Here is an 18,490-nt window from a genome sequence, read left to right as displayed (position 1 = left end):
GACAGGGTGCAGATCAATCATGTCGGAAGGTTTTTTGTATCATGAAGGCATCAGTTCAAGATGATGATCAAGGTCATCTTTTAATGCGGCTTCGATATCTTTAAAACGGTTCGAGACGGTCGAAGCGCTGACGCCGTACTTTTTCGCAAGCTTCGCCTGGGATACCGCTTTTTCCGATTTGGATATCGTATTGATGAAGTACTCCAATGCAGCCGCGAATGCCTCGGTTTTTTTAATGCTCGGGGATTTTTTGGCGCAATACGATTTCCATACGCCGATCGCCCAAGAAACGAACGTTTCGGGATGTCCCGCTTCAAGCATGCCTTTTTCAAGGACGAGCGCGGTTTCTCTTTCCATATCGTTCGCCCATTCGATCTCCCGGGGAGCAGGTTTTGATGCAGGCTCTTCTTTTTGGCAGAGCCTCATCAGCAGGCGATGAAAATCTTCCCTCATAAACCGTTCTGCTGCGCCGCCTTCACCCGTAAAGCGTTCCAGCTCTTCTGAAACCTTGCTTTTAATCGCTTCCGCCATTTTCCGCGGATAGATCGTAAATTGCAGGAAGAATTCCGTATGCCCGCCGAGCTGAATCGGAAAGCCGAGCACATACTCGCCGATGAAAGGCCCCTCTCTTTTCACGCTCATTTTGATCGTGACTTCTTTATTTGAGACCGCATCTTCAAAACGAACCGCACCATCGGCGATTTGCTTGACCTGCAGCAAAGCCGGATCCAGATGCTTCCAGGATTGAACAGCTTCTTTCGTTTGCGATCTGAGGATGGCAGAGCCCTTTTGCCGCAAATAATCCTCAAAGATCGTCAGGGCGCCCTCTGCAAGCGGCTGGGAAAATACTCCCCACACTCCTAAATTAAAGACGCATATTTTTTGCGCCGATTCATCCAAATCTGCCAGAAAAGAATATTGATTGAGAAATTGATCAATCGTTCGTTTATGTTCTGTAAACGCGAATTCCATAACATCTTTTTGAATCTGTTTCAGCTCTTGCACAACAACGGCCGGAAATTCCGCCTTCGTATTGCCGCAGCACTTTTTATATTTCAGCCCGCTGCCGCAAGGGCAAGGCATGTTTCTCTTCACTTTTCCCACGATTAAACCTCCGTATCATATACTACAACTTATATATTTTATCAAAACTTTGGAGAGTGGGAAATCGTTAATGAAAAAGAGAAGGATTTAGCGTAATCGTAAATTTTTTGAAATACGGCAAAAAATACCGTCCGATTTGAACGATGCTTTTTATCTCTTTATCTTTCGATATTCCAGAAAACCAATCACCAGCAGCACAAGACAGCATCCGGCCCACTGAATGGCAGTCAGGTGTTCGTTCAAAAACAAGACACCGAAGAAAATCGTAATTACCGGCCCAGCCATCGAAATGACGGCACCCCGTTCCGCTCCAATCCGCTTGATGCCTTCAAGCATGAGCATAAAAGGAATGACCGTCGTTACGACCGCCATGATGACGAACAAACCGTACAGTGAAGGATCGTAGGAAACAAGGTTGACCGGCTCGTCTCCGGCCGCTTGGACCCCCGTGTATTCGACCATCAAAACGCTCGCCGCTCACATTCCGTAAGCATTCATCCGAATGCCGCCGATCCGGTGGACAAGGCTGCCCGATACAACGAGATAGGCGGCATAAACGACCGCTGATAAAATAATCAAACACGCACCAAACAGATTCGCCTTGACCAGCTGTGAATCCCAGCCGCCGACAGCCAAAAACAGGCCGACGTTGACAAGAAGAATGGCGATGAGATCGCGCATGGGCATTATTTTCTTTTTCGCCAGTGCAGACAGGATCAATGCGAAAATCGGATAGCTCATCAAAAGCATCCGCTCGACAATCGCCGATACATAATGAAGCCCGATAAAATCAAGCAGCGGTGACAGAAAAAAACAAAGCAGACCTGCTGTGCAAGCTTGTATAATCTCCCTTTTTTGTGGTTTCGGCGGCAGCTTTGAACGATAAAGAAAACATATCATCCAAAACAGCGGCGCTGCAATCAATTGCCTGTATAATAAAACCGCAGTAGGTGATGCGCCTTGTTCATAAACCCATTTCACAAAAATGGATTTTGATGCAAAACACATCGTCCCAAATACCATAAAACATATCCCCGCAGCGGCCTGAACGCCGCTCTGCTCAACTACGCTCCCCTCAGCTCGTTTCATTTCTCATACTCATCCTTTATTCATCGATATGCTTTTTAATAAAATGCAGCAGCGTATTCCCCTGTGCCGTCTGGATGACGCCTTTTCCCGAGCATTTCGGACATGGAAGCCGGTCTTCCTCGCCGCTGCCCCCGCAATGCGGGCAGGTGATTTCCAAGTCGTCTGTTGCGATCACCACAATGTTCACCCCCATTTAATCTGACATGAAACAGCCACGTCGGCCGGTCTCCTTCCATGGCCATCACCTCCTTAAAAACACAAAAAACCCTCGCCACAAAAGGACGAGGGTCTCGCGGTACCACCTTTTTTAATCGCATCAACGATTCGCTTAGCAAACATACAGAAAAGGAATACCCCTTTTCGATATGTTTCTCTTAATAACGGAGAGAACATTCCGGCCCCGCCTACTTTTTCGTTTCAGCAGGGCGATTCAGAAGCCCATTCCGCGTCAGGGAGGTATCGGTTCACACCGGCCACCGACTCTCTTAAACCTTCGCCATTGACGCGTACTTACTCTTCCTCCACATCGTTTAGCCGTACATGATTTGTAAAAATTATCATACGCTACACATTGAAGGCGTGTCAATCTATTTTCGTTTTGGAACGGACTTTCAGGATGCAGGCGATGAATAAAGCGATGGCGATTAAGCCGAAGCCGTACAATCCATATAAATAGCCATGAACCCCGACATAAAGCAAGGGAAGGAAGAGGCTAAGACAAACGCCGATGAACACGGTATATAATACACGCAGTAAACCTTTATATTTCAGAGCCTCTGATTCCCGATCGGTATAAATCGCCGTTGTCTGAACCTGACTCGCATCAGCCGCAAAATAGTGCCAATTAAACAAACGGGTGACATGCCTCCAGCCGGCATCCTGAAAGATCCGTACATATTCTTCTTCATCCCGGTTTGATGTAGCTTTATAGTCAAGTCGATATACCGTTTCATTTGGCTCCGTTTTTTCAAATAAATAAACAAATAGAAATAACTTTTTCAGCATCCAGCCGTTCATTGCCATTTCACTTAGCCACTTTTCTTCGGCACGATCTTGCCAGGCTAAAAAGAAACGACATACATACTTTCTTTTTTTCATCATTCATTGCCGCCTCTCTTGTTCCTCAAAATGGATTTACTGACTGCCACCAATTTGGACAGACGCTTAAATTCAAGCTCTGCAACCGTCCAGCCTTCATTCGTTAAAATATATTGCTTTCTGCGGTCATCTCCCGTGCCTTCGGTCTTTTGAATCAGGCCCTGCTTTTCAAGCTTGTTAAGCGCCCCATAAAGAGTGCCTGGACCGAGCTTCACTTCCCCTCCGCTCATGCCGTCTACCTTCTGCATGATTCCATAGCCATGGAGCGGCTCGGTTAATGACAATAATATGTAGAACGTCGCCTGGGTAAGGGGCAAATAACGTTCCGGATTTGTTTTCTTCACTTTCACACCTCTCCATCAGCACGACGTTTATCACTTACAAACTTCATGAGCAATGCAGCCCCAGTCATATTACATAAAATACTGCCCCCACACGCCATAGCCCAAAATGCTCCGCTTGCCCCCGATAACATCATCAACATGAGCAGCGCCATCCCGGTTAGAACAAATGCAATTCCTGTGCGGTATAATCTCATTTTTTCACCTCCGGACTTTTATATCGTAACCCGATATATCGCATGGCGATATAATATCGTGGCGTTTAGCCTTCTGCCTGTAAGACGGAACGGGCAGAGTTGTTCAGGAAGCTTATTTAAAAGGTATGGACCACTCATGATTAGTTGCTTTTTTAGACTCAAATGAGTAAGATAAATGTATCGAATAACCAAGTAAAATTCTGCATTACACCCAAGTCAAAATGCAGTACGGCAGGAAAACATGACACACGTAAATTGCATTCCTTTTTTAGAAATGCATAAAATAAAAAAGACCCGACTGCGCCAACAGTCGAGTCATCATACACAAAGCGGCCCGTCAAGGGGCTTGCTCAGATAGCTCTTCCGTAGACACTATCCCTTTCACTTGCCAAGGCTTAAGGGAGTGTCTATTTTTCTTTCTTAGACAACACGGCAATCAGCATGCCGAAAGCAATCATTATAGAGATTGTTTCGTATGTTGTCATGATGCATCACCCCCTTTCAAATGGGGATGAGCAAGAAACTCCCTCAAGCGAGCATATAGCTTTTGTGTACAATGAATATTTTACCATAGCACTTCAAAAACTGAGATACCTTTCCATCTCGAAAAACAAAATATTGAGGCTGATGCAGAAACTAAAAAAGCCTTATCGCAGCGCAAAAAAATCGCTCCAAAGGAGAGCGATTTTTTTGGTCATGCTTGTAAAAAAGCAGCAACTATTCTGATTTCTTATTCCGCTCAGCAAACACCGCCATCGCGTCGCGCATAAATTCAGCTAAGCCTTCGCCGTATTGATCGATATTTTTTGTAAAGCGTTCATCATCGACATACATTTGCCCGATGCATTTGAATGTCTCAAGCGAAAAGTGATGGCCTGAATTTTGGTTTAAAAAATCATACCATTCTTGAATGGCTTCCTGTGCCTCCTCTGCATCAGGCGCACCGTTTCGAAGGCATGCGATTTTTCTGTAAATAGCGTCAAATTGCCGTTCCACCGCTTTCCGTTCGTCTTCAGACATGGCGGCCATATGGGCTTTCGTTTTGTCAATGGCTTCGTCTCCCCAGCGTTCGCGCGCTTCCGCTTCGTACGGGTTTTGGCTGAAATCGAAGCCCGCAAATTTTTCTTCATTTGTCATTTCTATTTCCCCTTTCGTAAATTGTATCGTTTTATCGATCGTCTCAATCATTTGGTCCAGCCGCTTTCGTTTTTCAAGCAGCATTTTCCGGTGCATGTGAAGCGCTTCATGCCGGTCAAAAGACGGATCCTCGAGAATGGTTTTGATTCTTTTCAAAGGGAAGTCGAGCTCTCTAAAAAATAAGATCTGCTGCAGCTTTTCCAGATCGTCATCTGAATAAAGCCGATAGCCCGATTCAGTCGTCTCCGACGGAATCAAAAGTCCGATTTCATCGTAATGATGGAGTGTGCGCACACTGATTCCGACCATATCGGCAACCTCTTTCACCTTTAGTTTCATAATCTGACCTCCCTTTGATATTGACTATAAAGTATCACGCAACGTGAGAGTCAATGCTTTTTTTATAAAAAAAAAGCAAGCCTCGGCCTGCTTTCATACCTTATATTTGCAACGTGAAACTTCTTTTTTAGTTTTTGCATCATTTCCGTTCGGACGGGAAAGAGCGTGAATCTCATCCTCATCCCAATACTTTCTGGCAGTATATAGACGCGTCCCTTTTTCATCAAAACAAGAGATCATGATAAAATCGTAATCATACTCGAACAGCTCTTCATCTTCATCGCTGTATTCACAGTCAATCTGCCGGTATTTTTTTAGCAAATACGCGTCATCATGAATCTTCCAAATCCATTCTTCGCATTCAAACGGCTCGTTATAGACGATGTTAGACATATTGGATGGCATTCCTTAAAAACGGATCATCCAGCCATTCGTCTATCTGGGCTGCGGAAAATCCTTTAGAGACATTCAGATCAATCAGCGTCCCGCCTGAATAGCCGAATGAAGCGGATCTGTCGGGGATTGTGTCCGGACCTTTTGCCAATACATTCTTCAGCTTTTTCAGCATGTTTCCGCAGCTTCTGTCCAAATCGCTTTTCGGGTTTGCGGCGGCTTGAATGACTTTTTCAAGCTTCTCATTTCCGCCGATGATGTCACCCGCTTTATTCAAACTGACGTCCGGCAGAGTGAGCCCTGCCATCTTTTTTAGAAACTCATTGACATGCCATTTTTCGTAAGCGGCTTTGTCTACCGGCTTTCCATTCTGTTCACCGACATAATCCGAATGGCTTAACAGCTCGGCCCCGAGCTCTTCTACCCCATTCAGCGCCATTTCTATTTGCGCTCTTTTCAGATCGTCAAAAGTCCCTTCAACTGTAATGTGATTTTTGCCATCGACATGAATCTGCATGCTTTCATTTTCCGCAAGAGTGATGCCGTTTTCTCTGAGGGCTTTTTCGATATCACTGTTTAAGAGCTGCCTGTTTTCATAGAGAAAATATATTGAAAGCTGCACGCCATTCATTCGAGATTTTAGTGATCGTCCGTTTTTTTGCGCTTCTTCAGCCTCCTTGCTGATGGTCAGCGTATCTTTTTTTGCAGCGGCTTCGGTCTCAGGCCTTTTTGTTTTTGACTGCTGTTGGTTTGAAACAAAATCTATCAGTTTTTCTGTATAAAGTGCAAGTTTAACCCTATCTCGAATATTCATGGGAGCTCCTTTCCAGCTCATCATTTATTACCAGCCGTATGTTTGATCATATTGGTAGTTGATCTTCAACTGCAGCGATTTCCAAGTTGAACTGCTCCATGCAAGCGAGTAATATCTGGCATTCCATGTCGTTTTGACAGGCAGTCCGTTTTCCAATTTAATATCCGGGAACAATGTTCCTCCAGAAACGGTTTTATGCCAGACGCCTTCTTCTTTGTTTAGTACTTCTCTAAAGGTGTTGCCTAGACTTGGGGAAATCGTTCCTTCTGCGGATACGCTCTTTACGACCGCTCCGTCAGGGACGGCTGAGTCGTTTGCCAGGTTTACTGCAGCCGTTGGAGAGACGGTTCCTTTTCCAGGACTGGAGATTGCTGATGGTGACAATCTGGCCGTATATGTTCCGCTTTTCATTCTGTCTATAAATTCAAGCCTGTAAAATCCCCATTCATCATATGTGCCGTTTTTCGAGCTGACAACGGCGATATACTTTCCCGTTTCAGGAACATCAAAACGAATGATTTCATTTTGGATTCCCGTTCTTTCAGAAGCGTCAATGGCAGGGTAGCCGTAGGAATCTTTAAATAAGAAAAGGTCATAGTCTGTACCTGCCGGGATGTTCTTGAGGTGAATGGCAAGCTGTTCCCCTTTTGTGGCATAGAACTTATAAAAATCTTTATCTTTGGTACTATGAATCGTTGCCGAAATCGTCTTATATTTCCACAAACCGGTATCATATGCGGAGGCCAGTGAATCATTGGGTTCGTATTCGTCTTCGTATACGCTCGCTGAAGCCGAATACACCGGAACCGATAACAACAAAAGAATGAACATTAACAAACACACGCTGTTTTTCATTTGTTATTGCCTCCTATTCATGTATAAAAGAACTTCCCTTCCTTATATCGGTAATAAAATGTAAGTTTTAAGAAACATTGCGAAATAATAGTAAAACATACCCTCCCCATGTCTGTTCCTTCTGGTCTTTCAAAAGACTACATCGATTTAACTCCGCTGTTCTCTGATTTTTTGAGAATGCGTGACTTACCGGACTCCAAGACTCGCAGCACAAGTACAAGAAACAGCATAATAACCCCTAACACAATCAATATCCAAAATGCCGTTTGAACAGGAAAATCGTCCAAACTCCATCCCATAGCGACCGGCAGCATGGCACCTCCGAGCCCGTTGGAAGCAAGCAAAATGCTTGTCGTCTGCTCTGTCTTCCCCGGGAAAAACTGATTGGTAATGATCAAAGCGATTGCAAACATTCCCGCCATAAACAGACCGGCCAGGAAGCAAAGCGCAAATCCTGCCCAAACGCTGCCGCTCATTGCCAACATGATGAGCGACAATAGACTGCCAATATTAATCATCCTGAGAAAGCGGTGATAGGTCATTTTCTCAGAAACGATCCCTGTCAATGCCCGTCCGATGACCATCCCGGACCAGTAAAGGGTGACCGATATCGTCGCCAAGGAATTAGCAATCTGCCAGTTTTTGGCAAAAATGGCCGGCATGAAATTGACGATCGACATCTCACTGCCGCCGTAAAAGAAGAAATAGACAGCCCCTAAAGCAATGAACAGCAAGCTCTTATCTCGATATCTAATACGAGTCTCGTTTCCCGTCTTCTCCCGGCTTTCTTGATCAGCCATTAATTCATCCAGGCTTTCAAGATTCAGCCGCTTCCAGCCGATCATCAACAGGAAAGCGCTTAATCCGAGCACAAGAAAGGCCAATGGCCATATGCCTCTGCTGATTAAAAAGCCTGATAGCAGCGGCATAAAGAGAGCTCCCAGGCCGTATGCCACTTCCACCTTGCTCATGGCTGCCGCCTGCTTATCCTTAATGGCCGTCAGGATAATCGTTCCCACGCAAGGCTCAACTAACCCTGCTCCAAGCCCGGCTACACCGACAAATAAAAAAAGCAAAGGCCAGGGAGGCAAAAAGAAGATAAACAATTCACAGCTGATCATCGCCAAGCCCAAAAGGACGACGTTTACTCTCCCCAGTTTTTTGACGAACAGAGGCATCGTAAGCACCCCTATTAAAAACCCCATAAACTGCGAAAATACCAATATTCCGCCATTGCTGTAGCTTTGCGAGTAATGTGCCAGAAGCTCCGGCAGGACAGCTCCGAGAATGACGAGGGTAAAAGCAATCAATCCGTAAGAAAAACAACTGATCCACAGCAGACGAGTTTTCATCGTTTGATCTCCTTATCGAAGATTTTTCAAACCAATTATTGTTAACATATCATAAAATTAGAAGACGGACATCCCTGATTTATACGTTAACAAATATTTAACAAAATTAATGAAAAAAGCATTGACAATATTTTTCAAAATTCTAATATTAATGACATGTTTATCCTTTTTTGGATATTCAATAAAAATCAGGGGTGGTATATATGGGGACGAAACAGGTTGCAAATCCGGACAGCTTGTATTACAAAGTCGATGATGTTGTGATGGTCAGAGGAGAAGGAATTCATTTATACGATCAGGAGGACAACGAATATATTGATTGTGCCTCGGCAACGTTCAACTTGAATTTGGGATACAGCAACAAAGAAGTGATCGACGCAGTCAAAGACCAGGCGGACAAGCTCATTCATGTCACTTCTTCCTTCCAGACGGATGCAGTCAATCAATTAGCCGAAAAGCTTGTCGAGATTTCCCCGGATAACCTTACGAAAGTACACCCCAAGGTCAGCAGCGGTTCGGCTGCCAATGAAGGCGCTATTAAGATGGCTCAGTATTATTCAGGAAAAAGAGATGTCATTTCACTTTTTCGAAGCCACCTCGGACAAACGTATATGATGTCTGCTTTATCCGGAAATTCGTTTCGCAGAGAGCCGTTTCCCCCGCAGTTTTCTTTCGGACTGCAAGTCCCTGATCCGTATTGTCAGCGCTGCTTTTACAAACAAAAGCCGGATACGTGCGGCATGCTTTGTGTAGAAAGGATTCATGATTTTATTGAGTACGCCAGCAGCGGTAAAGTCGCTGCCATTATCGTCGAACCGATTTCCGGGAACGGAGGCAATATTGTACCGCCTAAAGGATACCTCAAAGCGTTGAAACAGCTCTGTGAAGAGCACGATATCGCCCTGATCTTCGACGAAATCCAGACCGGCTTCGGAAGGACCGGCAAAATGTTCGCCGCCGAGCACTTCGATGTGAAGCCGAATATGATGACTGTCGCCAAAGGACTGGGAGGCACGGGCTTCCAAGTCGCCGCCACCCTCACTGAAGAAAAATATACCGGACTGCCCGGCCATCACCACTCCTTCACATACGGCTCAAATGTCATGGCGTCGGCGGCAGCCTGTGCAACCATCGATATTATGCAGCGGCCGGGGTTTTTAGAAAACGTAACGACCGTCGGAAACTATATTATGGAGTCCTTAGAGGACATGAAACAGGCGTTTCCATTTATCGGAGATGTCAGAGGACTCGGCCTGATGATCGGGGTCGAGATTGTCAAGGATGATTTCGAGCCTGATGTCGAGCTGACCAATTATATTTCCAAACGGGCTATGGACTACGGTTTGATTATCCGGACTTCCCGTTACGGCTACGGAAACGTGTTTAAGATCCGGCCGCCGCTGACCATCACGCTCAGCGAAGCGGAAATGCTTTGCTACAGACTTCGCCAATTGCTGGAGGCGGTAAAATGAGAGACTATATCATCGAACTCGGGACATTTGTTTATCAGAAGCTGAAAGGCCAAAAAGGGACATTGAAAAAACGGATCGTCAACGGCTATTCTCCGGGAGGGGACGCCCAATTTAACATCGATCAGGCTGCTGAAGACGCGGTGCTGGAGTTTATCACGAACAGAGACTGTCCGATCGCTTTCTATACGGAAGACGGCGGGCTCAAGATGTTTGGCGAAAATCCGCAATACATTTTGATCGTCGACCCCATTGACGGAACCCGGCCGGCCGCCGCAGGGCTTGAAATGGCGTGCATCTCCATTGCTTTGGCGGCGTATAAACCGGATGCGAAAATCAAAGATATTGAATTCGCTTTTCTGCTGGAGCTGAAAAGCGGCGCCTATATGTACGGCGATATTTACACCGCCTCCATCTTTAGCGAAGGCTTCGACGGGAAACTGCCGAATATGAGCAGCGTTACAGAATTAAAACACATGTTTTGGAGCCTAGAGTTCAACGGCCATCCCGCGCAATTGATGACCGGTGCATACGGCCATTTGATTGACCTGTCTGCAAATAACGGCGGCGTCTTCGTGTTCAACAGCGCATCCTACTCCATCTCCAGAATTATCACCGGACAAATGGACGCATATGTCGATATCGGCAATCGCCTGCTCAAAGACGATCCCGGCCTGCTGCCCGATTTTCAGAAAGTAGGGAACGGCAAAGTCTTGCATCTGTTTCCTTACGATATTGCGGCCAGTGTATTTTTAGCGAAAAAAGCGGGTGTTGTCATTACCGATGCCTATGGACATTCTTTGGATGACACTCTTCTCACGGATCTAAGCTATCACAACCAGCAATCGTGCATTGCGGCATCGACAAAGGAACTTCATCAAAAACTGCTTGACGAAATCCGCTGGGAAAAAAGGAGGAGCAGAGATGAAAGCGTTAGTGTGGACTCCCTCTGATAAGCTTGAATATTTGGATGTAGAAGAACCGCAAATCCAAAAGCCCAATGAAGTAAAGGTGAAAATATACGGCACCGGAATTTGCGGAACGGACCTTAATGTGCTGAAAGGAAAAATGTATGCTGCACACAATATGATCATGGGCCATGAGTCAGCCGGAGTCGTCGTTGAGACCGGCGAAGACGTCAAAAACGTCAAGCCCGGGGATCGCGTCGTCATTGATCCGACCCAGTACTGCGGCAAATGCTACTATTGCAGAAAAGGATTAACCTGCTACTGCGAGACGTTTGAAGACTGGCAGCTGGGGATCGGGGCGCATGGAACGTTTGCCGAATATTACGTAGGCGAAGATCGGTTTATGTATAAAATACCGGACGCAATGGAGTGGGAGCGGGCCGTTTTAATCGAGCCTCTGTCGTGCGTTTTACATGTGATGGAAAAAGCTGCGATCAAACCGGATGACTCCGTATTGGTTTTAGGCTCAGGGCCCATCGGTCTGCTCGTTCAGATGATGGCCAAAAAAACGGCAAGGCTGACCGTCGCAACGGAGATTGGCAGCTTTAGAGCGGAAGCGGCGCGCGCTTTGTCCGATCACGTCTATCATCCTGACGAATTAAACCTTGAGGAAGTTTTTCGCATCAACCAGGGACGAAAATTTGACGTGATTTTTGATGCGATCGGAAATCAGCTGGAATGGGCTTATCCATTGGCTGAAAAAGGCGGAAGGCTAGTTCCCATGGGCTTTGACGACACATATGAAATGAAAATCAAACCGTATCAGCTGCTATCGGGCGGAGTTACGATTGTCGGGACCGGGGAAGCCAGGCAGACCATGGAATCGGCCTTATCCTGCGCCTCGGACATGCCCCGGCTTAAAGAGCTGATCACCGAAAAGACGGCGCTTGAAAATTTTGAACAGGCGATTGACAATCTGATGGGCATTGACCCGATTACAAAAGAGAGAAAAGATATCACGGCGATCAAAACGATTCTTGTTACAGATCCGGATATGATGTAGCAGGAAAAGAACCGGCTCGTTTCCGAGCCGGTTCAGCTTATTCGAAGAATGACTCACTGCCCTTTAGCAGCAAGCTCCCGCAAATCCTTTTTGACGATCTTGCCTAGCCTGTTTTTCGGAAGGCTTTCGGCAAACACGATGTCAGGAATTTTGTATTCCGCAAGGCGCCCTTTGCAGAATTCGATGATATCCCGTTCGCTTAAAGGAGAGTTCTCGTTTTTCACGACGTATGCCCTCGGAACTTCACCGTACATCTCATCTGGAACGCCGATAACGGCCGTTTCGACAACGCCCGGGACCTGCTCGATCACTTCCTCCACCTGATCCGGATAAATATTGTCTCCGCCATATACAATCACGTCTTTATAGCGGCCGGTAATATATAAAAATCCGTCTTCGTCAAGCCTGCCCGAGTCGCCCATGTAAAACCATCCATCCTTCAGTACCTTTTGCGTCGCTTGCGGGTTTTGATAATACCCTTCAAACACGTACGGGCTTTTGACGGCAACTTCCCCGACTTCACCTGCCGGAAGCTCTTCCCGTGTCTCGGGATGGACGATTTTCACGCTGACGTGAGGAATCGGTTTACCGGCGGAATTGACTTTATCCCAGCCCATGTCAGGCCTCCAGACGCTGATCGTCCAGGCTTCGGTGCTTCCGTACCCCTGCACCATTTGGATGCCGCGTTCATGGTATTCTTTAATCAGCCGCACCGGAACCTTTGTCCCGCCTGAAATCAGGCTCAAGATCGATGACAGGTTATACTCGCGCTTTTTCATTTCCTCAAGCATGTAAGTATATACAGACGGAAACGCCATCATCATATGAATGCCTTTTGCTTCGATTTCCTGCAAAATCTCTGCAGGCTCCGGATCAGATAAAAAGTAGAGCCCTACTCCTTCAAAAGCGCCCTGAAACACATGGTTCAGCGAGCTCATATGATACAGCGGATGGCTCGCCAGAAAACGGGTTCCTTTCAGCCGCTTTCCTTTTACATTCACTTCTGTCAAATACGCGGCGAGGCTGCCGTGATTAACCATGCATCCCTTCGGATTTCCCGTCGTTCCGGATGTGAACAGCATCAAAGCTAAATCGTGTTCTGTCACCTGCTCCGTCTCAACCTCGGATGGCCTGTCTTTTAAAAGGCTTTCAAATTGTCCGGTGGTGTCCATTCCCACACCTGCTTCAATCAGGATGCAACGCTCAAGCTGCCGGCGCAGCGGCAATAAAACGTCTGCAAACTCCCGGTCGTAAAAAACGGCCTTGGGCTGGGATTTGTTTAAAATCCCCTCCAATTCGTAGGATGTCAACTGCCAGCTGAGGGGAACGGCCGTCGCGCCGATCTTCAATGACGCCAGCAAAATGACGGGGAAATGGTGATTATTTTTACATAAAATCGCAACATGATCTCCTTTTTGAACACCTGCCTCCAGCAGATAATGCGACAATTGGTTCACCCGCTCGCAGTATTCCTTGAACGTAAACGTCCGGCTTCCTCCGGATAAAGCCGCCAATTCGTCTGAGCTTTCCATATGGTGATTGATTAATTGCTGAAGTGTACCCAAAATATTCATCTCCAATTGTTCATTGTATCTCACAAAACATGGTTATATTATGTGACGTACAAATTCATTCTAAAACAAAAAATATCCATTGTAAAACCATTTCAAGTTGGAATTGTTCTGTTTATTAATTGATAATTAGAGAAAACAATTTGGATTTATTTTCAATCTTAAAAATCTCTTTCTATACGCTTCACTTATGATAAAATTGACCTATGTTCGACTAGTACAAATCAATGAGGCCGCTATACGGAAATGAGGAATCCTTCATGAAGCACCATATCATGGAAGCCAACCTGTTAGACCATGCCTTGTCGAAATTTTTGCGATCTTCAAAGGAAATCGATGAAAAAACGATTCCAAAGCATATTACAAGCGTAAAAGGGTTTATTTTACGGATCATTCACAGACACGGAACTTGTACCATGAAAAACATTTTGCAGGAAGTATCGCTGTCTCCATCGGCTACGACGAACGCGCTGAATCATTTAGAAAAAGAAGGGCTTGTCATCAGATCAAGAAACACTGATGACAGGCGCACGGTCTGGCTTGAACTGTCCCAGGAAGGAAAACGGATCGCAGCGCAGATGGTCGAAAACCGCCAGGCATTGATTGATCAGCTGTTTGAAAAGCTGTCAGAAGAAGAAAAAGAGACTTTTTTTGCTTTGATTGGGAAGATTTTTACGTAATGCCCGCTTGCATGCCAGGCCATCGATACGATCGACAGCCTGGTTTTCTTTTATTTGAGGCCCAGCGCTTCAAACGCCATGTCCATATGCTCTTTTTTCTTTGTCAAAAGCGCAAACATGGCGATCTCGATTCCGTAAGCGGCCTGCATCTCGGCAATATGCCGTTTCATCCCCGGCCAGACCCGCCCCCCGGCTTCTTCGTAGAAGCCGATGAGCCGGGCTGTTTCCGTTTCGCCTAGAATCGTCTGATACAGAAGAAAATCTTTAGCAGGATCAGCGACCTTCGCTTCAGTCCAATCCAACAGACCTGTCACACGGAGATCCCTGTCAATCAGAATATGCGGCGGATGCAGGTCGCCATGGATCAACACGGAATGCCTTGGCCAATACGAATCATCCGAAATCCACCTTTGCCACCTTTCCCACAGCATCTCGCTGACTCCAAGCTCTTCCTTGATCCGCTCCATGTCGTCCGCTTTTTTTTGTCGTACATCGTCTGGACTCATCACCTGTACACCTGCTTCCTTAGCCGCATGATGATCGATCCCGTGGAGGTCGGCAAGCGTTTGCGCGAGCGAACGGACAAACGGCTCGGCAGGCGGCTGATGCTTCATATTCCACACATAATTCCTGATCTCCATATCGATGACGGCAGCCGGAACACCGGCAAGCATCGGATACGCAATTAATTCCGGCTCATCGATTTGCCATTCCGGAACCTCGGCCTGAAGGCGGCCCCGAAGCATTTTGAGCACTCTTCCTTCGGCAGCGGCCCTTTTGATGACATCGTCCCGCCTTGGCCTTCTCAGCACCCATCTCCTCCCTGATTCATCATCTGCAAAAACGACTTGAAAATCCATGCCCGACTCATTGATCTCCGCACCTTCAGATTTCAGCTGAAGACCGTATGTCTCCGCCAGCCCCAGCATTTGTTCCATATTCAATTCAATTTCCCCCTTATCCGTTTTTCGATCAAAAAAACACAGGCCATCCGCCTGTGCTGTTTTAAAATCGGTTCAAAAACGCAAAAAAAAAGGGGCGTCCGAATCGCGCCCCTTTCCCCTCATATTAGATTCCATCAAAAGGCAGATCAATCCCGATTACCCTGCACACAGGCAGAGACCTTGCTCCACTATTTAATTAGCGGCAACCGGAATCTGATGTATGCCATAGAACCCCTCCGTTCTGTAAAGTTAGGTTTATTTTAACAGGTTTGCCAATAGTCCTCAATACCTTTGACTAAAGATTCATACCGGCTTGACGCTTTAGGTTTTCGAACCAGGCCGTATCCCCTGTTCCATAAGTCTTCTTCTGTCCTATATCTCTCAAAGATCCATTGCTGTAGTCAATCGATAAAATAAAATCCGGAATGGAATCATACCCGGCTTTCGCAAGCTTGCCAAGCTGTGATCCATAGTGAGCCAATGCATAATTGACCGTTTTCTTTGCACGGGATCCTTTTCAAGCTCTTCTTTATACACATCTAATAAATCGCGGCCGTCAGGCGTTACAAAACGGCCGTCGATGACTTCCAAGTCTTTCACATGATAGCCCGTCACTTCATACATTTCACGGGCTGTTTGGTATTTTTGATACGCATCAAGGGAATATTGGGCAGAATCACTGCTTAAGCTTTTCATGATATGCAAAAATAGTTCTTTGCTGTTTTCGCCCGTTTCTAATAATTTCTCGATTTGATTGATCAGTTCTTCATCATCTGTACCGCTGACCTTAACTTTATAATCAATCGGCGTAATCGAAATCGTGAGCGTCGTATCCTTTGGAATGTCAATTTGAAACCGGTCCAGCAATATGTGAAGCTGCTGGTTGACCTGGCTGCGCTGGTATATCTTTTCATTCTCAGCATCGACCTCGCCATTTAAAGCTACATTGCGGAATGCAGCATCTTGCAGGTTATAGCTTTGCGCCTTGCCTTTGAACAGCCATTCCGTTTCATTGTCATATGCAGCCTGCCGCTCCGCTGCTGTTAAATCGCTTCTAAAATAAGGGGAAGCCGGATTTTTATATTTATCCTTTATATAGCCGAGCGGGTCGGGCTTCGTTTTGTTGATCGCATTGATCCTGCTGTACTTTTCATCAAGGATTTTGGTGCAGATGTCGCTCTGTTACTCGTAGGGATTGTTTGCACGAATCACCGTTTCTTCCCCGGTATCTGCTACAGTCCGGTTATTCGCGGTTTGGTACAGTCTGCTGAAGCTCCCGGAGTTGTTAACAATCCTGTCCTTTGAATAGTTCAGCTGCTTCAGCCCTTCAGCAGATGATTTTTTGAATACCGCAGCAGTATGGGAAGAACGGGTTTTGCTTGTTTTAGATGCATGCTCTTTCAGCATGTTTTGGACCATCAGCTGTGTACGGATGTATTGACGATTCAGTCGCATCGGAGCCCTCCTGTTCAACTCTGTCTATTGTTTTATATCGGCTTGATTGTGTTAATGTTAACCTTATCAAACAATTTTTTACACAGAGTGTATAGAAGAACCGCCTTGCATTCGCCGGCAAAATCCCGTTATTCCTGCTCCCCGCTTTTCTTAGTGATCCTCTCCATCACCTCATGCAGCCCTTCAGGCTTATAAAACTCCACCGGAGAGCTCCCCTTTTCAAACGAAATCGTCTCTGCTTCAATGAGCGCGACATAGCGGCCGTTCACTTTCGCAAGATGGATAGAGTCCCCGAAGTCGGCAAGCAATCCTTTAATCTCGGTTTCTCCGAGCTTCATTTTCAGCTCTGCCTCAGGCATATGCTCAATGATCTGTGCGGAGGCTTCGATCACCTGATGGGTGTCGAGCCGCTCTTGAATCTCCCGCTTCTCACTGGCTTCCCAGATTTCCATATCGTGTTCAAATTGCTTGAGCTCTTCGCTGCTGTCTTCAAACGTCTCATATACGTGCTCCTGCACCATGTTCATGACCTGCGACTTCATGATCTCAGGCATCGATTCCCCGTACTCGACGAATCTCAGAAAATCCTCGAAATAGCGCGCGTGCGAAGCCTGGTGGATTTTCACTTCGCTTTCTTCTGTCATTCCCTCTTCAGGCATGTGCGGATATTGGATCGATTTCATGTTTTTTGTCGTGATCGCCATTTCGACCTTGCGGATCAACGACGATTCGTCGGCGATCGAAGCGACCTTCGGCTCAAAGTCGCATTTCATGATAAAGACGAATGCATCATCGAAATATTTGCGGGGCACGGCGGATGCTACTAAAAACACGCCGCCGCGGACGGCGCTCGTGTCAAGGTATGTGCGGACGAACTGCTCGCTCAGTTCATTGAAATCTTCTTTTGTTTCAGCTTGCTTTGTCCGATGGAACAGGTTGTAGTTTGGGTTTGAATCAAGCTCATGCCCCGGCTCTGTAATGAAGCGGCCGATTTTCGTCGGCACCTGTTCTGACTTCGGATGGCGGTCCGCTTTCCGTTTGACGATTTTTTTCAATTCCCCGTCTAAGAAATCCTTCAGTTCGCTGTTTTCGAATTCTTCCGTATCAAGGGTCTGGAAGTGTTTAAATTGCTTATTGGCCTGCTCGTCCTTGCCGTCGACTTGTATGACATAAAATGAAATATAACGAATTTCAAATTCCATGATGCGTATTCACCCGGTTTCCTAGTTATTTCAGTTCTTCAAGTATAGGAAAACGCCGGTTTTCCGTCAATGAAGCCAAAATGAAAAGATGACCTCCTTATCACAGGGGCCATCTTTTTTAATCCAGAGGCTTATTCTTTTTATAGTAAAGCGTCACGCTTTGCTTCCGCAGATTTTCAATAATGTCATGATAGCTGCTTGCAAACTGTTCATAATCTTGTTTCATCCGGGTAATCACCGTTTTTCGGTTTTCGCTTTTGTGATCCAATTCTTCTTTGATTTTCGTGATGATCATGCCTTTTTGTCCTTCAATCTCACTTTTTAGCTTCTTGTCAAATTCGTTCAGCTCTTTCAAAATGCTTTTCAGCGGTGCATTCAGACGGTCCGCTTTATCCTTTGCCGAGATGCTGCTTAAAAACATATATGTAGCCGAAACCGTTTCAGTTTCCTCCAATAACGGTTTTACCATGTTCATTGAA

General features: G+C 46.1%; 19 protein-coding genes, 2 pseudogenes and 1 other annotated feature. Of the genes and pseudogenes, 4 read left to right on the top strand and 17 right to left on the bottom strand.

Annotation, left to right across the window (positions count from 1 at the left end; genetic code table 11):
* Positions 1-39: 39 nt before the first annotated feature.
* The 12 genes and pseudogenes from V7126_RS07425 to V7126_RS07370 form a co-directional block, all read right to left on the bottom strand.
* Complete coding sequence (locus V7126_RS07425; protein ID WP_335497382.1) at positions 40-1,104, bottom strand: YecA family protein; 1,065 nt, start codon at positions 1,102-1,104, stop codon at positions 40-42.
* Between the two features lie 150 nt (positions 1,105-1,254).
* Positions 1,255-2,193 (bottom strand): annotated as a pseudogene (locus tag V7126_RS07420) (DMT family transporter).
* Between the two features lie 16 nt (positions 2,194-2,209).
* A complete protein-coding gene (locus V7126_RS07415; protein ID WP_175075274.1) occupies positions 2,210-2,371 on the bottom strand; it encodes a tryptophan RNA-binding attenuation protein in 162 nt (53 codons plus the stop codon).
* 96 nt (positions 2,372-2,467) lie between these two features.
* Positions 2,468-2,726, bottom strand: a binding site (T-box leader).
* A gap of 49 nt (positions 2,727-2,775) precedes the next feature.
* Positions 2,776-3,291, bottom strand: coding sequence for a DUF2812 domain-containing protein (locus V7126_RS07410; RefSeq protein WP_236809518.1), 516 nt, complete (start codon positions 3,289-3,291; stop codon positions 2,776-2,778).
* Positions 3,291-3,635: a PadR family transcriptional regulator gene (locus V7126_RS07405; protein WP_046129032.1), complete on the bottom strand. Its 345-nt coding sequence runs from the start codon at positions 3,633-3,635 to the stop codon at positions 3,291-3,293. The genes V7126_RS07410 and V7126_RS07405 overlap by 1 nt, the downstream gene beginning before the upstream one ends.
* Before the next feature lie 2 nt (positions 3,636-3,637).
* Positions 3,638-3,829 (bottom strand): hypothetical protein, encoded by a 192-nt coding sequence (locus V7126_RS07400; RefSeq protein ID WP_175075276.1) that lies wholly within the window; start codon positions 3,827-3,829, stop codon positions 3,638-3,640.
* 407 nt (positions 3,830-4,236) lie between these two features.
* Positions 4,237-4,314: a putative holin-like toxin gene (locus tag V7126_RS07395; RefSeq protein ID WP_128748380.1), complete on the bottom strand. Its 78-nt coding sequence runs from the start codon at positions 4,312-4,314 to the stop codon at positions 4,237-4,239.
* 232 nt (positions 4,315-4,546) lie between these two features.
* Positions 4,547-5,305, bottom strand: a complete 759-nt coding sequence (locus V7126_RS07390) for a MerR family transcriptional regulator (protein ID WP_175075277.1) — start codon at positions 5,303-5,305, stop codon at positions 4,547-4,549.
* A gap of 93 nt (positions 5,306-5,398) precedes the next feature.
* Complete coding sequence (locus V7126_RS07385) at positions 5,399-5,698, bottom strand: hypothetical protein (RefSeq protein ID WP_335497379.1); 300 nt, start codon at positions 5,696-5,698, stop codon at positions 5,399-5,401.
* A complete protein-coding gene (locus tag V7126_RS07380) occupies positions 5,691-6,512 on the bottom strand; it encodes a DUF4885 domain-containing protein (protein WP_335497377.1) in 822 nt (273 codons plus the stop codon). The genes V7126_RS07385 and V7126_RS07380 overlap by 8 nt, the downstream gene beginning before the upstream one ends.
* A gap of 27 nt (positions 6,513-6,539) precedes the next feature.
* Positions 6,540-7,367, bottom strand: a complete 828-nt coding sequence (locus tag V7126_RS07375; protein ID WP_335497375.1) for a PPC domain-containing protein — start codon at positions 7,365-7,367, stop codon at positions 6,540-6,542.
* A gap of 137 nt (positions 7,368-7,504) precedes the next feature.
* Positions 7,505-8,719 (bottom strand): MFS transporter, encoded by a 1,215-nt coding sequence (locus V7126_RS07370; protein WP_175075280.1) that lies wholly within the window; start codon positions 8,717-8,719, stop codon positions 7,505-7,507.
* A gap of 203 nt (positions 8,720-8,922) precedes the next feature.
* On the opposite strand from V7126_RS07370, the gene V7126_RS07365 reads away from it, so the two are divergent.
* Genes V7126_RS07365 through V7126_RS07355 form a run of 3 tightly spaced genes read left to right on the top strand, consistent with a single transcriptional unit; the run spans position 8,923 to position 12,159 of the window.
* Complete coding sequence (locus tag V7126_RS07365) at positions 8,923-10,191, top strand: aspartate aminotransferase family protein (protein WP_175075281.1); 1,269 nt, start codon at positions 8,923-8,925, stop codon at positions 10,189-10,191.
* Positions 10,188-11,141, top strand: a complete 954-nt coding sequence (locus V7126_RS07360) for an inositol monophosphatase family protein (protein ID WP_175075282.1) — start codon at positions 10,188-10,190, stop codon at positions 11,139-11,141. Before V7126_RS07365 ends, V7126_RS07360 begins: the two co-directional genes overlap by 4 nt.
* Positions 11,113-12,159: a zinc-dependent alcohol dehydrogenase gene (locus tag V7126_RS07355; protein ID WP_175075283.1), complete on the top strand. Its 1,047-nt coding sequence runs from the start codon at positions 11,113-11,115 to the stop codon at positions 12,157-12,159. Before V7126_RS07360 ends, V7126_RS07355 begins: the two co-directional genes overlap by 29 nt.
* A 53-nt stretch (positions 12,160-12,212) precedes the next feature.
* Here the strand turns inward: V7126_RS07355 and V7126_RS07350 are convergent, their stop codons facing one another.
* Complete coding sequence (locus V7126_RS07350; protein WP_046129043.1) at positions 12,213-13,724, bottom strand: class I adenylate-forming enzyme family protein; 1,512 nt, start codon at positions 13,722-13,724, stop codon at positions 12,213-12,215.
* Positions 13,725-13,990: 266 nt separating this feature from the next.
* Between V7126_RS07350 and V7126_RS07345 the strand changes: the two genes are divergently transcribed.
* Positions 13,991-14,410 carry a MarR family winged helix-turn-helix transcriptional regulator gene (locus V7126_RS07345; RefSeq protein ID WP_335497373.1) on the top strand — a complete coding sequence of 140 codons (420 nt, stop codon included), beginning with the start codon at positions 13,991-13,993 and terminating at the stop codon, positions 14,408-14,410.
* A 50-nt stretch (positions 14,411-14,460) separates the two neighbouring features.
* On the opposite strand, the gene V7126_RS07340 is transcribed toward V7126_RS07345, so the two are convergent.
* The 4 genes and pseudogenes from V7126_RS07340 to V7126_RS07325 form a co-directional block, all read right to left on the bottom strand.
* Positions 14,461-15,348, bottom strand: a complete 888-nt coding sequence (locus V7126_RS07340) for a macrolide 2'-phosphotransferase (RefSeq protein ID WP_175075381.1) — start codon at positions 15,346-15,348, stop codon at positions 14,461-14,463.
* A gap of 301 nt (positions 15,349-15,649) precedes the next feature.
* A pseudogene (locus tag V7126_RS07335) lies at positions 15,650-16,809 on the bottom strand (DUF4885 family protein).
* A gap of 128 nt (positions 16,810-16,937) precedes the next feature.
* Positions 16,938-18,011 (bottom strand): DUF3900 domain-containing protein, encoded by a 1,074-nt coding sequence (locus V7126_RS07330; RefSeq protein WP_175075284.1) that lies wholly within the window; start codon positions 18,009-18,011, stop codon positions 16,938-16,940.
* 118 nt (positions 18,012-18,129) lie between these two features.
* A complete protein-coding gene (locus tag V7126_RS07325) occupies positions 18,130-18,486 on the bottom strand; it encodes a hypothetical protein (protein ID WP_236809522.1) in 357 nt (118 codons plus the stop codon).
* Positions 18,487-18,490 lie beyond the last annotated feature (4 nt).

The organism is Bacillus sp. JJ675 (assembly GCF_036963165.1).
GTDB classification, from domain to species: domain Bacteria; phylum Bacillota; class Bacilli; order Bacillales; family Bacillaceae; genus Bacillus; species Bacillus glycinifermentans.
This window is presented reverse-complemented; position numbering and strand designations above follow the sequence as displayed.